This window comes from Dellaglioa sp. CoH-55-MRSF-9 (genome assembly GCF_056782155.1).
In genome coordinates this window covers 1-19,979 of the sequence record NZ_JBXAYG010000010.1, presented here as the reverse complement: position 1 = coordinate 19,979, position 19,979 = coordinate 1, and the positions used below count along the sequence as shown (strand labels likewise).

The 19,979-nt window shown below is 32.2% G+C and carries 18 protein-coding genes and 6 tRNA genes; 19 read left to right on the top strand and 5 right to left on the bottom strand.

The annotated features are described in order from the left end of the window. Positions 1 to 2 precede the first annotated feature (2 nt). From AC1RPV_RS07460 to nrdG, 8 genes are all read left to right on the top strand, one after another. Positions 3 to 71, top strand: a tRNA-Phe gene (locus AC1RPV_RS07460). A gap of 6 nt (positions 72 to 77) precedes the next feature. Next, positions 78 to 158: transfer RNA gene (locus tag AC1RPV_RS07455), tRNA-Tyr, on the top strand. 8 nt (positions 159 to 166) lie between these two features. Further along, positions 167 to 240 (top strand) — tRNA-Trp (locus AC1RPV_RS07450). Positions 241 to 252: 12 nt separating this feature from the next. Next, a tRNA-His gene (locus AC1RPV_RS07445) sits at positions 253 to 325 on the top strand. Between the two features lie 33 nt (positions 326 to 358). After that, a tRNA-Cys gene (locus AC1RPV_RS07440) sits at positions 359 to 429 on the top strand. Between the two features lie 12 nt (positions 430 to 441). Beyond that, positions 442 to 525 (top strand) — tRNA-Leu (locus AC1RPV_RS07435). A gap of 422 nt (positions 526 to 947) precedes the next feature. After that, on the top strand, positions 948 to 3,122 hold the full coding sequence (nrdD, locus tag AC1RPV_RS07430) for an anaerobic ribonucleoside-triphosphate reductase (RefSeq protein ID WP_481761980.1): 2,175 nt from the start codon (positions 948 to 950) through the stop codon (positions 3,120 to 3,122). After that, positions 3,097 to 3,687 (top strand): anaerobic ribonucleoside-triphosphate reductase activating protein, encoded by a 591-nt coding sequence (nrdG, locus tag AC1RPV_RS07425; protein WP_481761979.1) that lies wholly within the window; start codon positions 3,097 to 3,099, stop codon positions 3,685 to 3,687. The genes nrdD and nrdG overlap by 26 nt, the downstream gene beginning before the upstream one ends. Before the next feature lie 47 nt (positions 3,688 to 3,734). Here the strand turns inward: nrdG and AC1RPV_RS07420 are convergent, their stop codons facing one another. The 3 genes from AC1RPV_RS07420 to AC1RPV_RS07410 are packed head-to-tail and all read right to left on the bottom strand — an operon-like array spanning position 3,735 to position 6,034. Next, entirely contained in the window at positions 3,735 to 4,292 is a 558-nt protein-coding gene (locus AC1RPV_RS07420) for a M15 family metallopeptidase (RefSeq protein ID WP_481761978.1), read from the bottom strand. An 11-nt stretch (positions 4,293 to 4,303) separates the two neighbouring features. Beyond that, on the bottom strand, positions 4,304 to 5,350 hold the full coding sequence (locus tag AC1RPV_RS07415) for a sensor histidine kinase (protein WP_481761977.1): 1,047 nt from the start codon (positions 5,348 to 5,350) through the stop codon (positions 4,304 to 4,306). 9 nt (positions 5,351 to 5,359) lie between these two features. Next, complete coding sequence (locus AC1RPV_RS07410; protein ID WP_481761976.1) at positions 5,360 to 6,034, bottom strand: response regulator transcription factor; 675 nt, start codon at positions 6,032 to 6,034, stop codon at positions 5,360 to 5,362. A 140-nt stretch (positions 6,035 to 6,174) separates the two neighbouring features. On the opposite strand from AC1RPV_RS07410, the gene AC1RPV_RS07405 reads away from it, so the two are divergent. Both AC1RPV_RS07405 and AC1RPV_RS07400 read left to right on the top strand, forming a co-directional pair. Further along, positions 6,175 to 6,930 carry an ABC transporter ATP-binding protein gene (locus tag AC1RPV_RS07405; RefSeq protein WP_481761983.1) on the top strand — a complete coding sequence of 252 codons (756 nt, stop codon included), beginning with the start codon at positions 6,175 to 6,177 and terminating at the stop codon, positions 6,928 to 6,930. Continuing rightward, the gene (locus tag AC1RPV_RS07400) at positions 6,927 to 8,963 is read left to right on the top strand and encodes an ABC transporter permease (RefSeq protein WP_481761975.1); all 2,037 of its coding nucleotides are present in this window, start codon (positions 6,927 to 6,929) and stop codon (positions 8,961 to 8,963) included. Before AC1RPV_RS07405 ends, AC1RPV_RS07400 begins: the two co-directional genes overlap by 4 nt. Before the next feature lie 180 nt (positions 8,964 to 9,143). On the opposite strand, the gene AC1RPV_RS07395 is transcribed toward AC1RPV_RS07400, so the two are convergent. Further along, the gene (locus tag AC1RPV_RS07395; protein ID WP_481761974.1) at positions 9,144 to 9,653 is read right to left on the bottom strand and encodes an antibiotic biosynthesis monooxygenase; all 510 of its coding nucleotides are present in this window, start codon (positions 9,651 to 9,653) and stop codon (positions 9,144 to 9,146) included. Positions 9,654 to 9,744: 91 nt separating this feature from the next. On the opposite strand from AC1RPV_RS07395, the gene AC1RPV_RS07390 reads away from it, so the two are divergent. From AC1RPV_RS07390 to pepF, 5 genes are all read left to right on the top strand, one after another. Continuing rightward, positions 9,745 to 10,482 carry an MBL fold metallo-hydrolase gene (locus tag AC1RPV_RS07390; protein ID WP_481761973.1) on the top strand — a complete coding sequence of 246 codons (738 nt, stop codon included), beginning with the start codon at positions 9,745 to 9,747 and terminating at the stop codon, positions 10,480 to 10,482. 405 nt (positions 10,483 to 10,887) lie between these two features. Continuing rightward, positions 10,888 to 11,286 (top strand): transcriptional regulator SpxA, encoded by a 399-nt coding sequence (gene spxA, locus AC1RPV_RS07385; protein WP_481761972.1) that lies wholly within the window; start codon positions 10,888 to 10,890, stop codon positions 11,284 to 11,286. A 167-nt stretch (positions 11,287 to 11,453) separates the two neighbouring features. After that, positions 11,454 to 12,128 (top strand): adaptor protein MecA, encoded by a 675-nt coding sequence (locus AC1RPV_RS07380; RefSeq protein ID WP_481761971.1) that lies wholly within the window; start codon positions 11,454 to 11,456, stop codon positions 12,126 to 12,128. A 66-nt stretch (positions 12,129 to 12,194) separates the two neighbouring features. After that, positions 12,195 to 13,337 carry a competence protein CoiA gene (locus AC1RPV_RS07375; protein ID WP_481761970.1) on the top strand — a complete coding sequence of 381 codons (1,143 nt, stop codon included), beginning with the start codon at positions 12,195 to 12,197 and terminating at the stop codon, positions 13,335 to 13,337. Positions 13,338 to 13,385: 48 nt separating this feature from the next. Then, positions 13,386 to 15,206: an oligoendopeptidase F gene (gene pepF, locus AC1RPV_RS07370; RefSeq protein ID WP_481761969.1), complete on the top strand. Its 1,821-nt coding sequence runs from the start codon at positions 13,386 to 13,388 to the stop codon at positions 15,204 to 15,206. A gap of 44 nt (positions 15,207 to 15,250) precedes the next feature. Here pepF and AC1RPV_RS07365 read toward each other — a convergent pair whose 3' ends face one another. Further along, entirely contained in the window at positions 15,251 to 15,868 is a 618-nt protein-coding gene (locus AC1RPV_RS07365; RefSeq protein WP_481761968.1) for a DsbA family protein, read from the bottom strand. A gap of 252 nt (positions 15,869 to 16,120) precedes the next feature. Between AC1RPV_RS07365 and yjbM the strand changes: the two genes are divergently transcribed. From yjbM to mgtE, 4 genes are read left to right on the top strand one after another with little or no spacing between them, the layout of a single operon-like run. After that, entirely contained in the window at positions 16,121 to 16,750 is a 630-nt protein-coding gene (gene yjbM, locus AC1RPV_RS07360; protein WP_481761967.1) for a GTP diphosphokinase, read from the top strand. Positions 16,751 to 16,789: 39 nt separating this feature from the next. Beyond that, the gene (locus AC1RPV_RS07355; RefSeq protein WP_481761966.1) at positions 16,790 to 17,593 is read left to right on the top strand and encodes an NAD kinase; all 804 of its coding nucleotides are present in this window, start codon (positions 16,790 to 16,792) and stop codon (positions 17,591 to 17,593) included. After that, entirely contained in the window at positions 17,583 to 18,476 is an 894-nt protein-coding gene (locus AC1RPV_RS07350; RefSeq protein ID WP_481761982.1) for an RluA family pseudouridine synthase, read from the top strand. The genes AC1RPV_RS07355 and AC1RPV_RS07350 overlap by 11 nt, the downstream gene beginning before the upstream one ends. 17 nt (positions 18,477 to 18,493) lie before the next feature. Then, positions 18,494 to 19,861 (top strand): magnesium transporter, encoded by a 1,368-nt coding sequence (gene mgtE, locus AC1RPV_RS07345; RefSeq protein ID WP_481761981.1) that lies wholly within the window; start codon positions 18,494 to 18,496, stop codon positions 19,859 to 19,861. Positions 19,862 to 19,979 lie beyond the last annotated feature (118 nt).

Here is a 19,979-nt window from a genome sequence, read left to right as displayed (position 1 = left end):
CTCAGTAGCTCAGTTGGTAGAGCAATGGATTGAAGCTCCATGTGTCGGCAGTTCGATTCTGTCCTGCGCCATTTATTGGAAGAGTAGCGAAGAGGCTAAACGCGGCGGACTGTAAATCCGCTCCTTCGGGTTCGGTGGTTCGAATCCACTCTCTTCCATTTTTTATAGGGGTATAGTTTAAAGGTAGAACTACGGTCTCCAAAACCGTCAGTGTGGGTTCAATTCCTACTACCCCTGCCATTTTTTGTTTTGGCGATATTGGCGAAGTGGTTAACGCACCGGATTGTGGCTCCGGCACGCGTGGGTTCGATTCCCACATGTCGCCTTTTATAAGGTTATATCAAGTAATAATTAATATGGCGGTATAGCCAAGTGGTAAGGCAGAGGTCTGCAAAACCTTCATCACCGGTTCAAATCCGGTTACCGCCTTACACGAGTTATGCCGGTGTGGCGGAATTGGCAGACGCGCTGGACTCAAAATCCAGTTCCAGCAATGGAGTATCGGTTCGACCCCGATCACCGGTATTATTAAGTATTATAGAGAGTATTAGAAAACATGAAAGCCCATTGATTGGGCTTTTTTTGTACGCTAAATTATGAAGAATAATACGAAATTATAGAAAGTTGAGCTTTTGTTGAACTTTTTTGGCTCTTCGTCAACTGTTGTTGGTGGATAATAGTATGAAAATTCTAATCACTTAATAATTAGAGTTTTTTTGGTATAAATTTTTAAGTGTATAAAATATTCTGGTATTGAAATCATATAATAATTTTTTAACTGATATATATACGTCTAACTTTTTAATTACATTTCAAACATCTTGATAGTAAATCATAGTGTACAACAATATATAGATAGTATATATTGTTGTACACTATATATTGTTGTTTTTAAGAGGATAATCAAGTAACATATATTTATTGCTGTAAGAAAAGGAAGGTCACTTATGAAAAAAGTAGAGGTAAAGTTAGATATGCAAGTGCCTGACATATTTGAAAAGCGTGATGGTCGAAAAGTTGATTTTGCATTACGTAAAGTTTTAAGTAGTACTTTGCGTCGATTAAATAGTAAAAAAAATCAAGAAAGCTATCAGGAATTACTATTACATAAATTAAGTAATTATCAAAAAATTAATGCCCAAACGATGTATGGCTTAGTTATAGCTACATATCGTGAATTAGGCTACCGTGATGCATTGGATAGCTTTCAGGAATATAGAATAAATGATGAAAAATTGTGGAAAGAGCAAACTGATCCAGCTGGTCGTTTGGATAAATTATTAAATAAAGATGATACAATTGTTCATGAAAATGCTAATAAGGATAGCAATGTATTCAATACACAACGTGATTTGACGGCTGGGACAGTGGGTAAAACTTTGGGATTAAAATTAATGCCTGAATCACTAGCTAAAGCACATTTACGTGGTTCAATTCATTATCATGATTTAGATTACACACCCTGGAGTCCTATGACTAACTGCTGTCTGATTGATTTTAAAGAGATGTTAACAAATGGATTTAAAATAGGAAATGCTGAAGTTGAAAGTCCTCATTCAATTCAGACCGCAACTGCGCAAATGGCACAAATTATTGCTAATGTAGCCTCAAGTCAGTATGGTGGTTGTTCTGCAGATAGGGTGGATGAGTTACTAGCGCCATTTGCTGAATTAAATTATAAGAAGCATTTAATAGATGCAAAAGTATGGATTGGGAATCCAATAAAACAGATAGAATTTGCTAAACTTAAAACAAGCAAAGATATTTATGATGCCATGCAAGGATTAGAGTATGAAATCAATACTTTATTCTCTTCGCAAGGACAGACGCCGTTTACTACGTTAGGTTTTGGGTTGGGTGAAAGTTGGATTGAACGAGAAATTCAAATCTCAATTTTAAAAATTAGAATAAAAGGATTAGGTCGTGAGCATCGTACGGCAATATTTCCTAAATTAGTATTTACAATAAAAAAGGATTTAAACTTTAAACATGGGGACCCTAACTACGATATTAAGGCCTTAGCTGTTGATTGTGCTACGAAGAGAATGTACCCTGACATATTAATGTATGACAAGATAAAAGAGCTTACGGGCAGTTTCAAGGTACCTATGGGCTGTCGTAGCTTTCTGCAAGGATGGAAAGATAAAAATGGTAATGAAGTCAATTCTGGGCGTATGAATTTAGGCGTTGTTACAGTTAATTTACCACGAATTGCTTTGGAATCCGAAGGTAATATTGATTTATTTTGGGATATCTTTAAAGAGAGGATGCAGGTTTGTAAAGAGGCATTAGTCTTTAAAGTTAACCGTGTCAAGGAAGCTATCCCAGAGAATGCACCCATTCTATATCAACATGGTGCTTTTGGCGAAAGGTTAAAAGCAGACGGAGATGTTGATGATTTATTCAAGAATCGTCGCGCTACGGTCTCATTAGGTTATATTGGACTATATGAAGTTGGAACTGTTTTTTTTGGACCTAATTGGGAAAAAAATGAAAAGGCGCATAATTTTACGATTGACATCGTTAAACGCCTCAAGGAGTATTGTACAGATTGGTCAGATGAATACGATTATCATTTTAGTGTTTATTCAACTCCTAGTGAATCCTTAACAGATCGTTTCTGTGTATTAGACACTGAAAAATTTGGTGAAATTAAAGATGTTACAGAAAAGGAATATTATACAAATAGTTTTCATTATGACGTTAGGAAAAATCCAACTCCGTTTGAAAAATTGTCGTTTGAAATGGAATATCCTAAATATGCATCAGGTGGATTTATTCATTACTGTGAATACCCAAATTTACGTCAAAATCCTAAGGCTTTAGAAGCAGTCTGGGATTGGGCTTATGATAAAATCGGCTATTTAGGAACTAATACCCCTATTGATCATTGTTATAAATGTGGTTTTGATGGTGAATTTAACCCAACTGAACGAGGATTTGAATGCCCTAAATGTCAAAATCATGATCCAAAAACATGTGATGTTGTTAAAAGGACATGTGGATACTTAGGTAATCCACAGCAACGTCCGATGGTTCATGGACGTCATAAAGAAATTGCTTCTCGTGTTAAAAATATGACTTTAGGAATGGTTGATGATGGAACGACAAAAGAGAGTTAAAGCACCACGAAATCCGAAACCTAAAGAATGGATTGCCAGTGAGTTAAGCCAACAGTATATTGCATCTTATAAACCATTTAATTTTGTTGATGGTGAAGGGGTTCGTTGTAGTTTATACGTTAGTGGCTGTTTATTTGCTTGTCCGGGTTGTTATAATAAGGCAGCGCAAAATTTTAGATATGGGACACCATATACAAAAGAGCTTGAAGATCAAATAATAACTGATTTAAGCGAAGACTATTGCCAAGGATTAACTTTATTAGGCGGAGAGCCTTTTGTTAACACGCAGGTTTGTTTAAGCTTAGTGAATCGTATTCATGATACTTATGGATGGACGAAAGATATCTGGTCTTGGACTGGTTATACATGGGATGAATTAATGCTTGAATCTGATGATAAACTTGAATTACTTTCAAAGATTGATATTTTAGTCGACGGTCGATTCGAATTACCAAAAAAAGATTTAACTTTGCAATTTAGAGGTAGCTCAAATCAAAGAATTATTGATGTTCAAAAATCATTAATTGCGGGTGAAGTTATTCTCTGGGATAAATTGTTAAGATAAAAAACTTGTCACAATACCTTGTATGTAAGGTGTTGTGACAAGTTTTTTTAATAATCATTTGGATTCGCGATAAGTGGTGAATAGTCATTCATATCAGAATCTCTATAGTCCCACCATTCTTCAGAATATCCGATAAAACCAGCAGTTATCATAGCGTTATTTAGTATATCGTAATTTATTTGTTGTTGAGGTGTTCGTTTATAATTTCTTCCAGCTCGTTCTGAAAAGTCGTCAAATTCACTTTGCATGTTAAGCTCGTGGCCATCCATATCACAGATAGTTAAATCAAATGTCACGCCTTTTTGATGACTGAAATTAGGATTTGGCTTCGCTACAAAATTAGGATCGGGATAAACGTCAAATAATTTTTTTTGAGCAGAGACTGGTCTGTAGGCGTCCCAAATTTTTAAACGATAGCCTTGAGTTTTGAGTAATTGACTTGCGATACCAAGTTTCTTAGCTGTTCCTGTTCTAGCGATTGCTGTAGAAAAGTCATAAATAATTTGGTTAGTAAAGTTGTCTTTTGTAGCATAGCGTAAATCTACAATAATATTAGGATCAATATCTTTAATATTTGTAAAACCGAGTTCAATTTCTGATAACATGATAGACCCTCCTAGCGAAGAATTTCGCCCATTTCATCATTATAATAAGAAAGTTTAGGAAATATAATTTTAACTGTAGTACCTTCATTTTTTGGAGATTCAATTTCTAATTGGTGACCTAATTTTTGACTTAGTTGATTTGCTAAATAAAGGCCTAATCCGGTTGCATTTTGGTTGAATTGACGCCCGTTATTCCCGGTAAATCCTTTGTCAAAAACGCGAGCTAAATCTGCGTTCGGGATACCAATGCCATTATCTTTAATGGCTAATATCGTTTCTTTTTCAGTATCTTTAAGAGAAATAACGATTTCACCATTATTTGGTGTGTATTTTAATGAATTGGTAATCACTTGATTTAAGATAAAACGTAGCCATTTTGAATCAGTTAGAACGGAAATATCTGTACTGTTAAAAACGAAACGAATATGTTTTGAAAAAAATAAGTTCATATTATCCCGAATGACAAGATTAACTACTTTTTTTAGTGAATCATCTTGAATTAAATAATCATTTGAAAAGCTATCTAAACGAGAATAATAAATCACTTGTTCAACAAAATTTTCAATGTTTTTTAATTCAATTTCAGTTTGCATGACTTGTTTTTCAGATAGCTTGCCATCAGATGTTTCAATTAGTAACTGAATAGCAGCTAAGGGAACTTTAATATCATGAATCCAAGCATTTAAAAAATCCTCTTGTTCTTGTTGTTTAGACAAGATATTATTTATTTGTATTTGATGATTGTTTAATAGGGCATTAACATAACCCTGATATAAACGTTGTTCATTGGAATGTGCACCATTAATAGGAATCAATAAATCTGCTGTTGCTGGATCAATTGGTAATTTAAATTTTTGGTACCATTGATGATTAATCCAGTAACGTGTTACAACAAAAATACTTGATATAATAACTACCAGAATATCTATATATAATAATGTAGATAAAACAATGTTATGGAATGGATCAAACCACAATACAAGATTAATTAAGAGAATAACTAGAAGGAAAAAGATGATTGTTGTAATTCTATCTGAAATGTACTTAAAAAATGTCATTAGTGTCTCCTAAGGGATAAGATAACCTTGTCCTACCTTTGTCTCGATAAAATTGGGTAATCCAGCTTGTGCTATTTTTTTACGAACGCGATTAATATTAACGGTTAACGTATTGTCATCAACAAAATGTTCGTCTTCCCAGAGTTCTCGAAGTAATTTTTCACGGCTAACAATTTTCCCTGTCTGACGCATTAAATATTGCAGTAACTGGTACTCATTTTTTGATAAATCAATAATTTTATCGTTAAATTTTGCAGTTCCATTTTGTAAATTCAAAAAAAGGCCATTATGCTCGAGTGTTTCTGGTCCCATTTCTGCGTAATTGTAAGTGCGTCGTAATAATGCAGAAATTTTTGCAACTAAAACTTCCATTGAGTAAGGTTTATTTACGAAGTCATCGCCACCCATATTCATTGCCATAACCATATCCATATTGGTATTTCGGCTTGAGATAAATATAATTGGTACATTTGATATTTCACGGATTTTTTTACACCAGTAAAAGCCATCAAAATCGGGTAAATTAATGTCTAATAAAACTAAATGTGGTTTTTTTTCAATGAATTCAAGATCAATTTCACTAAAATTATTAATTAAAATAGGGTTGAATCGCCATTTTGCTAGACTATCTGCAGTAATGTTGGCAATTGTTTTATCATCTTCAACAATCATTATACTAAACATATTATCACCTCTTTAAAGTAAGAACTATTTACCCTACAATACCGGTTTTTAGCATTAAATTCAAATAGATAAAAAGCGTAAATAAATATTGGCGTAATTATCCTATATATAGGATAATACTTGGTAATAGGAGAAATGAAATTATGACATTTATTGAAGTAGATCACGTTAAAAAAATTTATGGAATGAAGTTTAATAGATCGACTGCAATTGATAATATTTCGTTTGTAATTGATTCAGGAGAATTTGTTGGTATTATGGGACCATCTGGTGCAGGAAAAACGACGTTATTAAATATGATGTCGACTATTGATAAGCCAACTTTTGGACATGTTAGAATAGATAACCAGGATATAACACAATATAATGAAAAAAAATTGTCTGAGTTTAGAAGACAACAGTTAGGGTTTATTTTTCAAGATTTTAATTTACTTAATTCGTTGACTATCAAGGAAAATATAATTTTGCCCTTAGCATTGGATAAAGTAAATGTAGAAATAATTGAGGCAAAACTTGCTAATATTGCTAATATTTTAAATTTAAATAATATTTTAAAACATTTTCCAAATGAAATTTCAATTGGTCAACAGCAGAGGGTTGCAGTTGCACGAGCTATTATAACGGCACCCAAAATGTTATTCGCAGATGAACCGACAGGAAGTCTAGATTCAAAAGCAGCTACGGAACTATTGAAGTATTTAACAGACGTGAATGAAAAGCAAAAGATGACGCTCATGATGGTAACTCATGATGCATTTACAGCTAGTTATTGTAAAAGAATTATTTTTATTAAAGATGGGAATATCTTTGCCGAAATTAGGCGAGATGGCTCTAGAAAAGAATTTTTCCAAAAAATAATTGATATGCAAGCAGCTATTGGTGGGGGAAAGCAATGAAACCACTAGTGAATATTGTTTTTAAAAGTATTTGGCGCAGTTTATGGGATTATTTAATTTACATTATTGCTAGTGCGATAGCAGTTACAGTTTATTTTTCATTTTTGTCAATGTCAATTAACAAAGAGTTAACACAAAATGCGCGCGTAGAGTTACCAATTTCTGTTACTTTACGTATTAGTAGTTTTTTAATTTTGATTTTTATTGCTTGTTTCATGATGTACACTAATCTTTTTGTGGCGAAACGGCGAGAAAAAGAAATTGCTGTTTACCATCTTCTTGGAGTGAAAAAAAAAGAAATTGCGACAATGCTATTTATTGAAAATTTAATTCTAGGTAATATAGCATTACTGATTGGTTTAGTGGTTGGTGCGATCTTTTCTAAATTATTTGCTATGATTTTGTTGAGGGCTATGTTTATTGTGGCAGATACCAATATTATTATATCTTGGCATAGTTTAATTAGTACAATAGTTATCTTTAACGTTATCTTTTTAATGATGTCAACTGTTAATGCAAGTGTTATTTATCGTAAACAATTAGTTTCATTGTTTAAAAATAGTGATAATGCCAGTGTCGAAAAATTTGGACCATTTAAACGATTTATGGCTATCATTAGTATCTTTTTTATTATTGTACCTTTATTTATGGCAGTAAATTTTGAAAATTTGGGACCTATTTTTAATGTTTGGTTACGTAAAAATGATTATTTTTTAGCAGTATTGATTATTGCAATTATGATTATCTTAGGGACTCTTTTGATTTTTAATTATTTGGTGCCGATAATGATAAGTATGATACAAAAATGGCGACATTTTATGTATCGGGGTGGTAGGCTACTTGCTTTTTCTAATTTAAAAGTCAGTTTAAGACAAAATAAGGTCATCTTAAGTTTAATGACTTTATTAATAATGTTCTCTTTATCTGTATTTATTGGAGTGGCTACGTTGTATTCATATTCCCAAAAAACAATTGATCAAGTGGCACCAGCTCATTTTATTACGGACGATTATCATTTAAAAACTGTAAAAAAAGTATTAAAACAAAACAATTTAATAGTGAAACAGCAAGTAAGTGGACATCTTAAAATTGTACCGATGAAAACAAGTGTTCAATTAAAAGCAAATAATCAAAGTGAAGCTAAAATTGTGCCAATTACAATAATGTCAGAAACAGATTATAATCATGCGCGTAAAATTCAAGATGATTTAGAACCGATTAAGATTAAATCGAATGAGACAGTTATGATTTTACACAAGTTAGCAAGATATCAAATTAATGATGATAACCAGCTCATTCAATTTAAGCAAAAATCAATGAACAAATTAAAGATAAAAACATACTTAAGTACGTTTCCGTATGGTGAAATACATTACATTCAAAATTTGTTAATTGTTAAAGATAGTGTCTACAAACGTGTTGATAGCAACACAAAATATGGACTTACAGCTATTAATATTAAAAATTATCAGGAATTTGCACAATCTAAAAATGATTTCGGACATAAATTAGATAATCAATCTAAAGAACAGACCTATTTGCAGCAGACAGGGACAACATTATCGAATGTCCGTTATAAATTTTCTAATCAAATTAAGTCAAACTACCATTATCGAAATTTGGGTGTGAGAAATCAAGTTGAAAAAAATGTTAACGAATTAGATGGGTTTTATATTTATATAGCATGTTTTATTAGTATTATTTTAGTATTAGCAACTTGTAGTATTTTAATGTTACAACAAATGATAGATCTTAGACAAAATCAAAAAACTTATTCACTAATGCAAAGTCTAGGTGTGACCAAAAAAGAGATTAAGCGAATTATTTATCAGCAAACAGCCAGTTTATTTTTAATTCCGGTTATTTTAGGATCGATAGAAGCAATATTTACTTTTAATATTTATGTCGCATTATTTGATCAACCTAACCTAAATGTTCTCATTTTCTTCTGGGGGACCTTCTATGTGATGTATTTAGGCTTATTTTTAATTACCGTGAGAGTGTTGAATCGGATAATAAATAACAGAGTTTAAGAACGGTTAAATGATTAATAGCCTAAAAGTTAGAAAACTTTTTAGGCTATTTTTTGGTTGGAAATTAAACATTTTTGGGGAATAACTATTGTAAAAAAATAGCTAATTAATGACTTGTTTGAGTCATTAATTAGCTATTAATATCGTTTGTGGAATACGGATTGTTTTTAACTAATTGGATTAATCTTTTATATTAATTAATTCATTAACAGAATACACTGCGTCTATGGGAGTAATTTGAAACTCACTTTCATAGTACTTTAACTGTTTATAATTTGACGTTTTACGCCAATTAATAAAATCAGATTGTTGCTTCCAAATTGTTAAAAAAACATAATTATAACCTTTAGATAAAGACTGTAATGTGTAAAAAGAAATGATACCAGTTGGTTTTGTTTGTTCATTAATAAAAGTTTGTACTTGAGCTAAGTAAACTTTACTTTCTTCATCGCTCAAAGTAATATATTTAAAATGATAAAAACCTTGCCATGAATCCATTCCTACATGATATCGAACACGGAAGTCTAATCCAGAGTAGAAAATAGAATTATCATCTGATGTGTCTAATAAGTAAGAATTATTGTACTTATTAATTGGATTAAGTAGAATAAATGATCGGGATGGATTATTTCGAATTATAGACTTTAAAAAATATTCAGCGCCTAATGCTGTGTTTATATGATTTAACAAAGATACATCTCCCATTTACTTTAATTCATTATTAAGTATAGCCCAAAAAAAGGTATAATAGAGTCAAAAGTAACAGGAAGGACAATTAAAAATGAAGTTGACAATTTTAGGATTCTATGGGGGTTATCCTGCCCATACAGTTGGAACTAGTTCATATTTAATTCAGAGTAATGGTTTTAATTTATTGTTGGACTGTGGAAGTGGAGCAATGCTTAGTCTAGAACCTAAACTAGATTCCTTGAAGTTAGATGCAGTTGTTTTATCACATTATCATCAGGATCATATCGCAGATGTCGGCGTTTTACAGTATAGCTGGCAGATTAACGGTGAACAAGTGAAGCAACCACTTCCTATTTATGGGCCATCTATTGATCAAGAAGCATTAGCAAAATTAACTTGGGCAAATGCGACAATTGGAATAGGATATAAGAATAAAGAAGTTATAGACATTGGGCCTTTTACTTTTGAATTTTTAGAAACAATTCACCCAGTGCCTACATATGCTATGAGAATAACGGAACGGGCAACTGGGAAGGTCTTTGTTTTTACAGCTGATACGGCGTATGACGAAAAATTAAATGAAATTAGTCAAAATGCAGATATATTAATGACCGATACAAACTTTTTTGATGATAAAATTGGCAAAAAATGGCATATGACATCTACCGAGTCTGGAAAGTTTGCTCGTTTAAATAATGCTAAAAGATTAATTTTAACGCATTTACCAGCAAATGGTTCCCACGAATTATTAAAAGAACAAGCTGAATTATCAGCTGGCAATAATATCGATATAATACTCGCAAAAAAATATTTAGAACTAATTTTGTAATCGGATACATATTGTTAAATTTTTTTAACAATATGTATCTTTTTTTTGAAAAATAAAATAATGATAAGATTGTTGCAAATAAACGATTAAGTGCGTGTTACGTACTTTTAGTAAGTATATATCGAGTGTAAAGTATATTAAATAATTGAGATAGCAAATTATTTTTCATTCAATAAATAATAATAACTATAAAATATATGTAATATCATACTCGAAATATAAAAAACAATATCAAAAATGATGTCATTTAATCATTTAATAATGAACACAAATGAATTAAATGTATTATTAGTAAAAATATTAATTAGTAAATTTTTTTAATAAAATGGTAGTAATTTGTTTGATAATAAGTTACAATTGTTTTATAGGAATTGATAAATTTTTTATTAAAAGGAGAGAGCGCATATGGTAACTTTATATACTTCACCAAGTTGTACATCTTGTCGAAAAGCACGTGCATGGCTTAAGGAAAATAATATTCCATTCCAAGAACGTAATATTTTTTCTGAGCCTCTCAACATTGATGAAATTAAAACAATTTTGCAAATGACTGAAAATGGAACAGAAGAAGTTATTTCTAAACGCTCAAAAGTTTATCAGGAACTAGATATGGACTTAGACGATTTACCACTTCAAGAATTATTCTCATTAATTCAAGATAATCCTGGTTTATTACGTCGTCCTATTATTCTAGATGAAAAACGATTACAGGTTGGATATAACGAAGACGAAATTCGTCGCTTCTTACCAAGGGATGTACGTGCTTTAGAATTACAAAAGGCACAATTACTTGCTGGATTTTAATTAATTTAAAATTAAATAATATTGAAACATTAGTTTTTAATAAGGTAACATGGTAAAATTCAGGAAGACGCATTCCTGAATTTTTTTTATTTAGTTTAAACTACTTTACAAATAGTAAATTTTAGATAGAATTAAGGTCAAGTTATCAGAAAGATGGGTGATTAGTAATGAAAATGGAAAAAATAAATGAAAATACAATTCGTGTTTTAGTTGAAGATGAAGATTTATCTAAAAGAGGTATTACTGTTTTAGATTTATTAGGTAATAGAACTCAAATTGAAGATTTCTTTTATAGTATTTTACGCGAAGTAGACACGGAACATGAATTTGAAAATAATGAAGCAGTTACCTTCCAGGTATTACCTAATCGAGATGGCTTGGAGTTATTTATCAGTCGTGGAAAGCCAGACGAGACGCAAAATCCGAAAGAAATAAACATTTCTGATTTATCTGAGAATGATGATCTAGGAAGCTTTATAAAAGATAGATTAGCTGAGCTTGAAGACAGTGACAATGACTCACAAGATACTGTTGGATCGGGTTATAAAAAATCTGCTCAAACAAGAATGTTTGAATTTGGGGACTTCGAAGATTTTATTCAATTAGCTAAAATTTTTAGACCAACAAATACACAAAGCAATTTATTTAAAGTCCAAAATAAATATTTTTTAGAACTAATTTTTGATAAAGATAATACAACAAAAGAAACAATCGAAAATGATATAGCTGTCGCATTAGAGTATGCACAGGTTGTCTCATCGACAGGACCATTTATGGAAGAACGTGGTAAAAAGATTATGTCATCTGACGCACTCTCTGAGGCAAGAAGATACTTTAAATAAACAAACTAATCGAAAAAGGTTAGTTTGTTTTTTTGCGTATTTAAATTGTAACAAGGGGTAATTTGAATGATATTTGCAAAACAAGAACACGTAGATGAGTTGGTATGCGCAATAAATTTTAAGCAAAACAATAAATATTTTTGTCCTGGTTGCGGAGAGCGTGTTGTCTTTAAAGAAGGCCCGCAAAAACAAGCTCATTTTGCTCATTTTAAAAAGTCATGTCATTTTTTTTCAGAAGGTGAAACGAAAATACATGTCACAGGGAAAAATTTAATTAAAATGTGGGCAGAAAAAAGACATAAAAGAGCAGATATTGAGCAATATTTGCCTAAACTAAAGCAACGACCGGATGTTTTAATAAATTTAAAAAATAGCCAGTTAGTCGTAGAGTACCAATGCAGTCCGTTGACGCTAAAAGATTTTAACAAAAGGACTGACGGTTATAAACAAAATGGGTATCGTATTTTTTGGATTCTAGGGATGAAACATCGTTTAAATAAAAAATTAACACAACAACAAGCAATGTTTATAAATTTCCATAAAAATATTGGTTATTTCTTAGTATTTATCGATACTGAGCGACAGTGTTTAATTTTAAATTATGAATTATGGTTTGAAAATTTATATGGTATTCGTTACTGCACAAAAGTATTTAATGATGTAACAGACTTAATGGTATTTATCAAAAATAATTGTAGGAATAAAACTTTGAATTTGTCACCAGCAGACTTGTTCCGTCAATTGACTAAGTTAGAGAAAAATTGTTATTATTTGAATCATTATTTAAAGCAACAGATTGATTTTTGCTACATGCAGCGATATTATTTTATGGGATTTCCGATATATTGCTTGAGTCAGACGCGTCTTCCGCCAATCTATCGACATGATGACTTTTTTTGGAGAATTCGAGTTATTTTAGATTTGCAAAAATATACCACTGATGTTATTTCGAAAAAAGAGCTTGAGTTATTATTTAACCTGCAACAAAAAATCACAAAAACTCTTTTTGAAATGCCACTTGTTGGTCATCTAGCAATTAAACAAGTTAATAATGCATATATTAAGGGTTTAATTAAAAATCATATTTTAATACCAATTAAAGAATCCGAAAATTATCGAATTGACAATCAGATTGTATGGTCCAGTGATATATCGCTAAAAATGGAAAATTTACAGTTGAGGCATACATTTATTTCAAATTTTGATTAAAAATATGTTATCTTATAGGAGTAAATAAACGATATTCGGAGGCTTTTTATGACAGTAGCTAAGCAATTACCAAAGCGTGAAGAGGTACCAGAAAATTTAACGTGGGATGTAGAAAAAATATATGGTTCAGATTCATTATTTGAAGAGGATTACAAAAAAATTGAAGAATCTGTAGTAACTATCGCTAACTTTAAAGGTACATTGAGTCAAGATAGTACAACAATGTTACGTGGATTAGAAGCTATTTTGGCGCTTGAACGGATGCTCGAAAAAGTATACGTGTATGCGAATTTAAAAAATGATCAAGATACAGAAAATTCAACATATCAAGCTTTAAATTCAAGGGCTGGCGCCTTGGCAGCTAAGGTATCGGCTGCTATTTCTTGGTTTGAACCTGAAATTATTGCGATACCAGAGGATACTTTAAAGCAATTTATGTCTGATAATCCTGATTTAAAAGGCTATCGTCATTTTTTTGATAGTTTATTATTGGAGAAGGATCATGTCCTTTCGCATGCTGAAGAAACGCTCTTAGCTGGAGCAGGGGATATATTTAGCGCCTCTTCTAAAACGTTTGAAATACTGAACAATGCTGATTTGAAATTTCCAGTTGTTCAAGACGAACAAGGTAATGATGTTCAATTATCACAAGGTATTTATGGGGTCCTTCTAGAATCAACTTCTAGAAGTGTTAGAGAACAGGCCTTTAAAAAATTATATGAAGTCTATGGTCAATTTCAAAACACACTAGCTTCAACACTTTCAAGCCATGTTAAAGTTCATAACTATAGTGCACAAGTTCGACATTATAAAAGTGCCAGAGATGCGTCATTATCAAATAATCAGATACCTGAAGTTGTCTACAATACACTAATTGAGCAGGTTAATAAGAATTTACCGTTGTTACACCGTTATGTTGCATTACGTAAGAAAATTTTAAAAGTTGAAAAATTACATTCATACGATTTATATACACCAATAACAGGCGAACCCGCACTAAGTTACACGTATGATGAAGCGAAAAGTGAGGCATTAAAAGCCTTAGATAAAATGGGACCTGATTATCTAAGTCATGTTCAAGAGGCATTTGATAACCGTTGGATTGATGTTGTTGAAAATCAAGGTAAAAGAAGTGGTGCCTATTCATCAGGTATGTATGATACAGCACCATATATGTTATTAAACTGGCAAAATAATGTAAATAATCTTTATACATTGGTACATGAAATGGGACATAGTATTCATAGTTACTATACGCATCATAATCAGCCTTATTTGTATGGTGATTATCCAATTTTTTTAGCAGAAATTGCGTCAACAACTAATGAAAATACGTTAACACATTATTTATTAAAGACTCAAACAGATCCTAAGGTTAGGGCATTTTTACTTAATTATTATTTAGACGGGTTTAAAGGAACTATCTTCCGTCAAACACAATTTGCAGAATTTGAACATTGGATTCATGAGGAAGACGCGGTTGGAAACCCACTAACGGCTGATAAACTGTCTAAATACTATGCTGATTTAAATCAAAAATATTATGGAGAGAGTTTAGAACGTGATCCAGAAATTGCAATGGAATGGTCAAGAATTCCGCATTTTTATTATAATTATTATGTCTATCAATATGCAACAGGGTTTGCTGCTGCAACCACTTTATCTGAGGGAATCACTAGTGGAAAACCTGATGCATTAGAAAACTATTTGAATTATTTGAAAGCTGGGAGTTCAGATTTTCCAGTTGATGTCATGAAAAAAGCAGGTGTAGATATGACTAAGTCAGCATATCTAGTTAACGCATTTGCTGTATTTGAAGCAAGATTGAATGAATTAGAGGCATTATTACCTCAAATCTTAGAGAAATAAAAAATACGTAACTTAGTTAAAAAACTAAGCTACGTATTTTTATTTTATAAAACGTATAGTTGGTTTTGAGGGTTAATTGCTTGATGTAAGTCATTTTGAATATTAAAATCACCAGCACAAACTTTCGAAATATCTACTAAATCAGCATCTGGGAAGGATACACCACAGTCTAGACCATCAATATTATTAATGACGATTGTGGGATGCATTGTAACGTTCATATCATTGGCAATTTTTTGATCATTTTTAAATGATTTTTTTGCTAACACTGAATGTCTATCTTCATTAAACATTTCCCAGTTTAAGTTAACTTCTTTAGCAACTCGTTGAATGAGCTCTTCTGAGTAACAAGTGCTATCTTGAACTAAAGCCGCTTGAATTGCCATTAAGAAATCACGTCCACGTTTTTTTCCTTGAAAAAGAGCTGCTTTATAATCTAAAGCGGCTTGGTAAATTGACCCAGATAACACATTTCGAAGCGCTAAGTTACGTGTATCAAGATTTTTTTCAATCATGACATTGTGCACTGTTTGGATGTTTAACATGGGTACAAATTGGAATGAGATTTTTTGGGGAGATAGACGAATAAAGTCTAAAACCTTTTGTTCAGATTTGAAGCATTTTGTACCTAATGGGTTGACAAATAAATAAATTTCTAGCAAGAGTACTCCTCCAATTATAGTGATTAGATTTAAAATCGTGTGGGGTTTGATTTCATTTCTGTTTTAATAACTATTACCACTTTACCAAATTTTTTTTTTTTTTCAATTATTAACACTTAATTAATAACAGATATTATTAAAATTACTTGTTTTTTGAAAGATTTGGTAACATTGTGAGGTTAATTCGGAACTGAATCACTAATTTATGCTAAAATGAGATGAGTAAATTGAATAATAGAATAGAGTGATAAAATGGTAGAAGATTGGAAATATTTCTTTAGACCCTATGAACAGGCCGTTTCAGAAATGAAAATAAAAATGCGTGGTTTAAGAAAACAGTTCACGGGTATTGGTCAACATTCGCCAATTGAATTTGTGACAAGTCGGGTTAAATCAGTTGATAGTATTTTAGAGAAAATTGAACGACGTCAAATTTCTGAAGAACGTTTAGAAACTGACATGCAAGATATTGCGGGTATTCGCATTATGTGCCAATTTGTTGATGATATTTATCAGGTTGTTGACTTATTACGTTCTCGAAATGATATGACCGTTGTAGAAGAACGTGACTACATTACTAATAAAAAAGCGAGCGGTTATCGCTCATATCATATTGTACTTAAGTACCCGGTTCAAATGATAAATGGAGAAAAAAATGTACTTGTTGAAATTCAAATTCGCACGTTAGCTATGAATTTTTGGGCAACGATTGAGCACTCTTTAAATTATAAATATCAAGGAGAATTTCCTAGCCAATTAAATGCACGGCTCGAACGGGCAGCAGAGGCTGCGTTTAAATTAGACACTGAAATGTCCGAAATTAGAGAAGAGATTCAAGAAGCGCAGCATTTATTTTATGGTAAGGGTTTAAACAAAAAATAAACATTAGGTATCATGGGCGTCAGGAAAAGAGGGTTACGAATGAAAGTTGCTATTTTCGAAAATGATGGGGAAAAATCGCAAAAAGTTGGTAAAGAACTGTATCAAAAACTAACGGATGCACATATCGTAATTGATAATAGTCATCCTGAAATTGTGATTACGGTTGGTGGGGATGGAACTTTGCTTTCTGCTTTCAAACATTACCAAGATAACCTTGAAAACATTAGATTTGTTGGCGTACATACAGGGCATTTAGGTTTTTATACGGATTGGCGAGATGATGAAATTTCAGATTTAGTTACTAGTCTCCAATCAGATAATAAACAATCAATTAATTATCCATTATTAGATGTTAAAGTTGATTATTTTGATGCAGAATCAGAAAGATTTCTTGCATTAAATGAATCAACCTTAAAAAGGATTAACAATACAATGGTAACGGATGTTTATATTGGTGATCAGTTATTTGAAAAGTTTCGTGGAGATGGTTTGTGCATTTCTACGCCTACTGGATCTACTGCCTATAATAAATCGGTTGGTGGAGCGGTTATTCATCCCGAACTCGAGTCAATACAAATGGCAGAAATTGCGTCTATTAACAATCGTGTGTTTAGGACGCTAAGCTCACCAGTTATTGTGGCTTCAAATGATTGGATTACACTGAAACCAACACAAAGCAGTGACTTTGTTTTTAGTATAGACCAAGAAATCTATCATAATCGGCAAATTAAGGCAATTAAATATAAAATAGCGAAGGAACACATTTGTTTTGCCAAATATCGACATAATAATTTCTGGAAACGTGTAAATGAGGCGTTTATTGGTAGTGATTATGCAGATTGATTGGCAGTATACAGGGACGTCTCCTCAAAAAGTGAAGACTTTTCTGAAAAATGAAGGTGTATCTAGGCGATTACTTGCAACGCTTAAGTATTGTGGTGGTAAGCTATTAGTCAACGATAACGAGCAGTGGGCAATTGACTTCATTCAAACAAATGATAAAGTGAGTATTGTTCTACCAGCTGAGAAAAATAAAAATGAATTAAAAAAATCGTTTGTACCAATTGATATCGTTTTTGAAGATCGCGATTTTTTAATTATTAATAAACCAGCACATGTTGCCTCAATTCCTTCATATTTACATCCGGAGGATACCTTGATTAATCGTGTCGCAGGCTATTATCAAAATCGACATTTAAATGATTTTATTCCACATATTGCGACGCGACTTGATCGTGATACGAGTGGGTTAGTATTGTTTGCTAAACATCGATTTGCTCACGCTTTATTGGATCAACAGTTACAAAATCATCTAATTAAAAAGTACTATACAGCATTTGTCGAAGGACAGATTGAAACTCCGCATGGGACAATTGATGAGCCAATTATGCGTGATCCAGAATCATTCATTAAGAGGCAGGTTGGCCATGGGGAAGGTAGTCAAGTAGCTTTAACTGAGTATTGGTTAGAGAAATCTGTAAAAGGTATTAGTCAATATAAAATCCAATTACATACGGGGAGAACACATCAAATTCGTGTTCATTTTGCATCCACAGGGCATCCCTTAGTTGGTGATACATTGTATGGTGGGCATATAATTATGCCAATGCAACGCCAAGCGCTACACTGTAGTGAAATTGAGTTTTATCAACCATTTACACATGAACAGATAAATGTTCAGAGTCACCTTGCATCGGATATGCAAAAATTTATAAATAAAAAATAAACGAGGTATTCATCATGGTGGATACAGAAAAATATAACCAAATAAAAACTGAAGAAATTATTGATTCGCTTGAAAAGAATCAACAATATAATTTTCACAATGAATTTACAGATTTGCATGTTTATGAGCAAGCTGAGATTTTTTCAGTGCTTAATAAAGAGCAACGCCAAAAGGTGTATCAGTACCTGACGCCTAAGGAATTGAGTGACACATTTGATGCCGCTGAAGATGATCCGGAAGATGTTGTTAAATATTTTGATGAAATGTCTCTAAAGTATGTGGCTGAGTTATTAGATAATATGTACACTGATAATGAGGTTGACCTGTTGGGACAACTGGATCAGCATAAATTAGCGAGATATTTAGGTCTGATGGATAAAGATAAGGCCTATGAAATAAAAAGTCTGCTGCATTATGAAGATAAGACAGCTGGTGCTATTATGTCAACTGATTTTGCCTCAATAACCTCAGATCAAACAGTGAGTTCTGCAATGCGTACTTTAAGAGAAGAAGCAAGTGATGCGGAAACAATTTACTATGATTATGTTATTAATAATGATCAGCGTTTGATGGGGATTGTAACATTACGTAATTTATTAATGAGTAATGAGAAGGCGTTAATTGGAGATATCATGACGACACCAGTTATGTCTGTTAAAGCTGATGACGATCAAGCAGACGTTGCCAAGATGATTCGGGATTATAACTTTTTAGCAATGCCAGTTACAAATTATGATGAACAATTAATTGGTGTGATTACTGTTGATGATATTATTGATGTTATTGATGAAGAATCGGCTGAGGATTACTCTGGTTTGGCCGGTGTCGATACTGAAGATCAAACAGAAAATCCATTTAAAGCAGCATCAAAACGTTTGCCATGGTTGATAACGTTATTATTTTTAGGTATGTCAACGGCAAGTTTAGTTAGTCATTTTGAAGGGTTACTGAGTGAAGCAAGTATTTTAGCTGTCTTCATTTCATTGATTACAGGAACGGCCGGTAATGCCGGAACACAAAGTTTAGCTGTTGCTGTTCGACGCCTAGCTGTAAAAGATGACAATGAACAAAGTGTGCTTAGACTAATTATAAGTGAAGTTTTCACTGGATTAGTAATTGGGGTTGTAACGGGTATTTCCGTCACTTTAATTGTCGGACTCTGGAAGGGTAACTTTGTTCTCGGGATGGTGATAGGACTTGCAATGATGTGCGCTATTACGGTGGCAAATTTAGCGGGTAGTTTTATACCAATTTTAATGGATAAAATTGGTGTTGATCCAGCAGTTGCATCAGGGCCATTTATTTCGACATTGAGTGATTTAACTTCTGTGTTAATTTATTTTAGTATTGCACAAGTATTCTTAAAATTTTTTATTGCGACTTAAAGAAAAACTTAAAAAGGTTCCAACAACTTCAGATTGAGTGATGTAATAATCCCTTTATGGTTGTCAGATGAAATAATATAATTTCATCCGATAATCATGGAGGGATTTTTGTATGTCC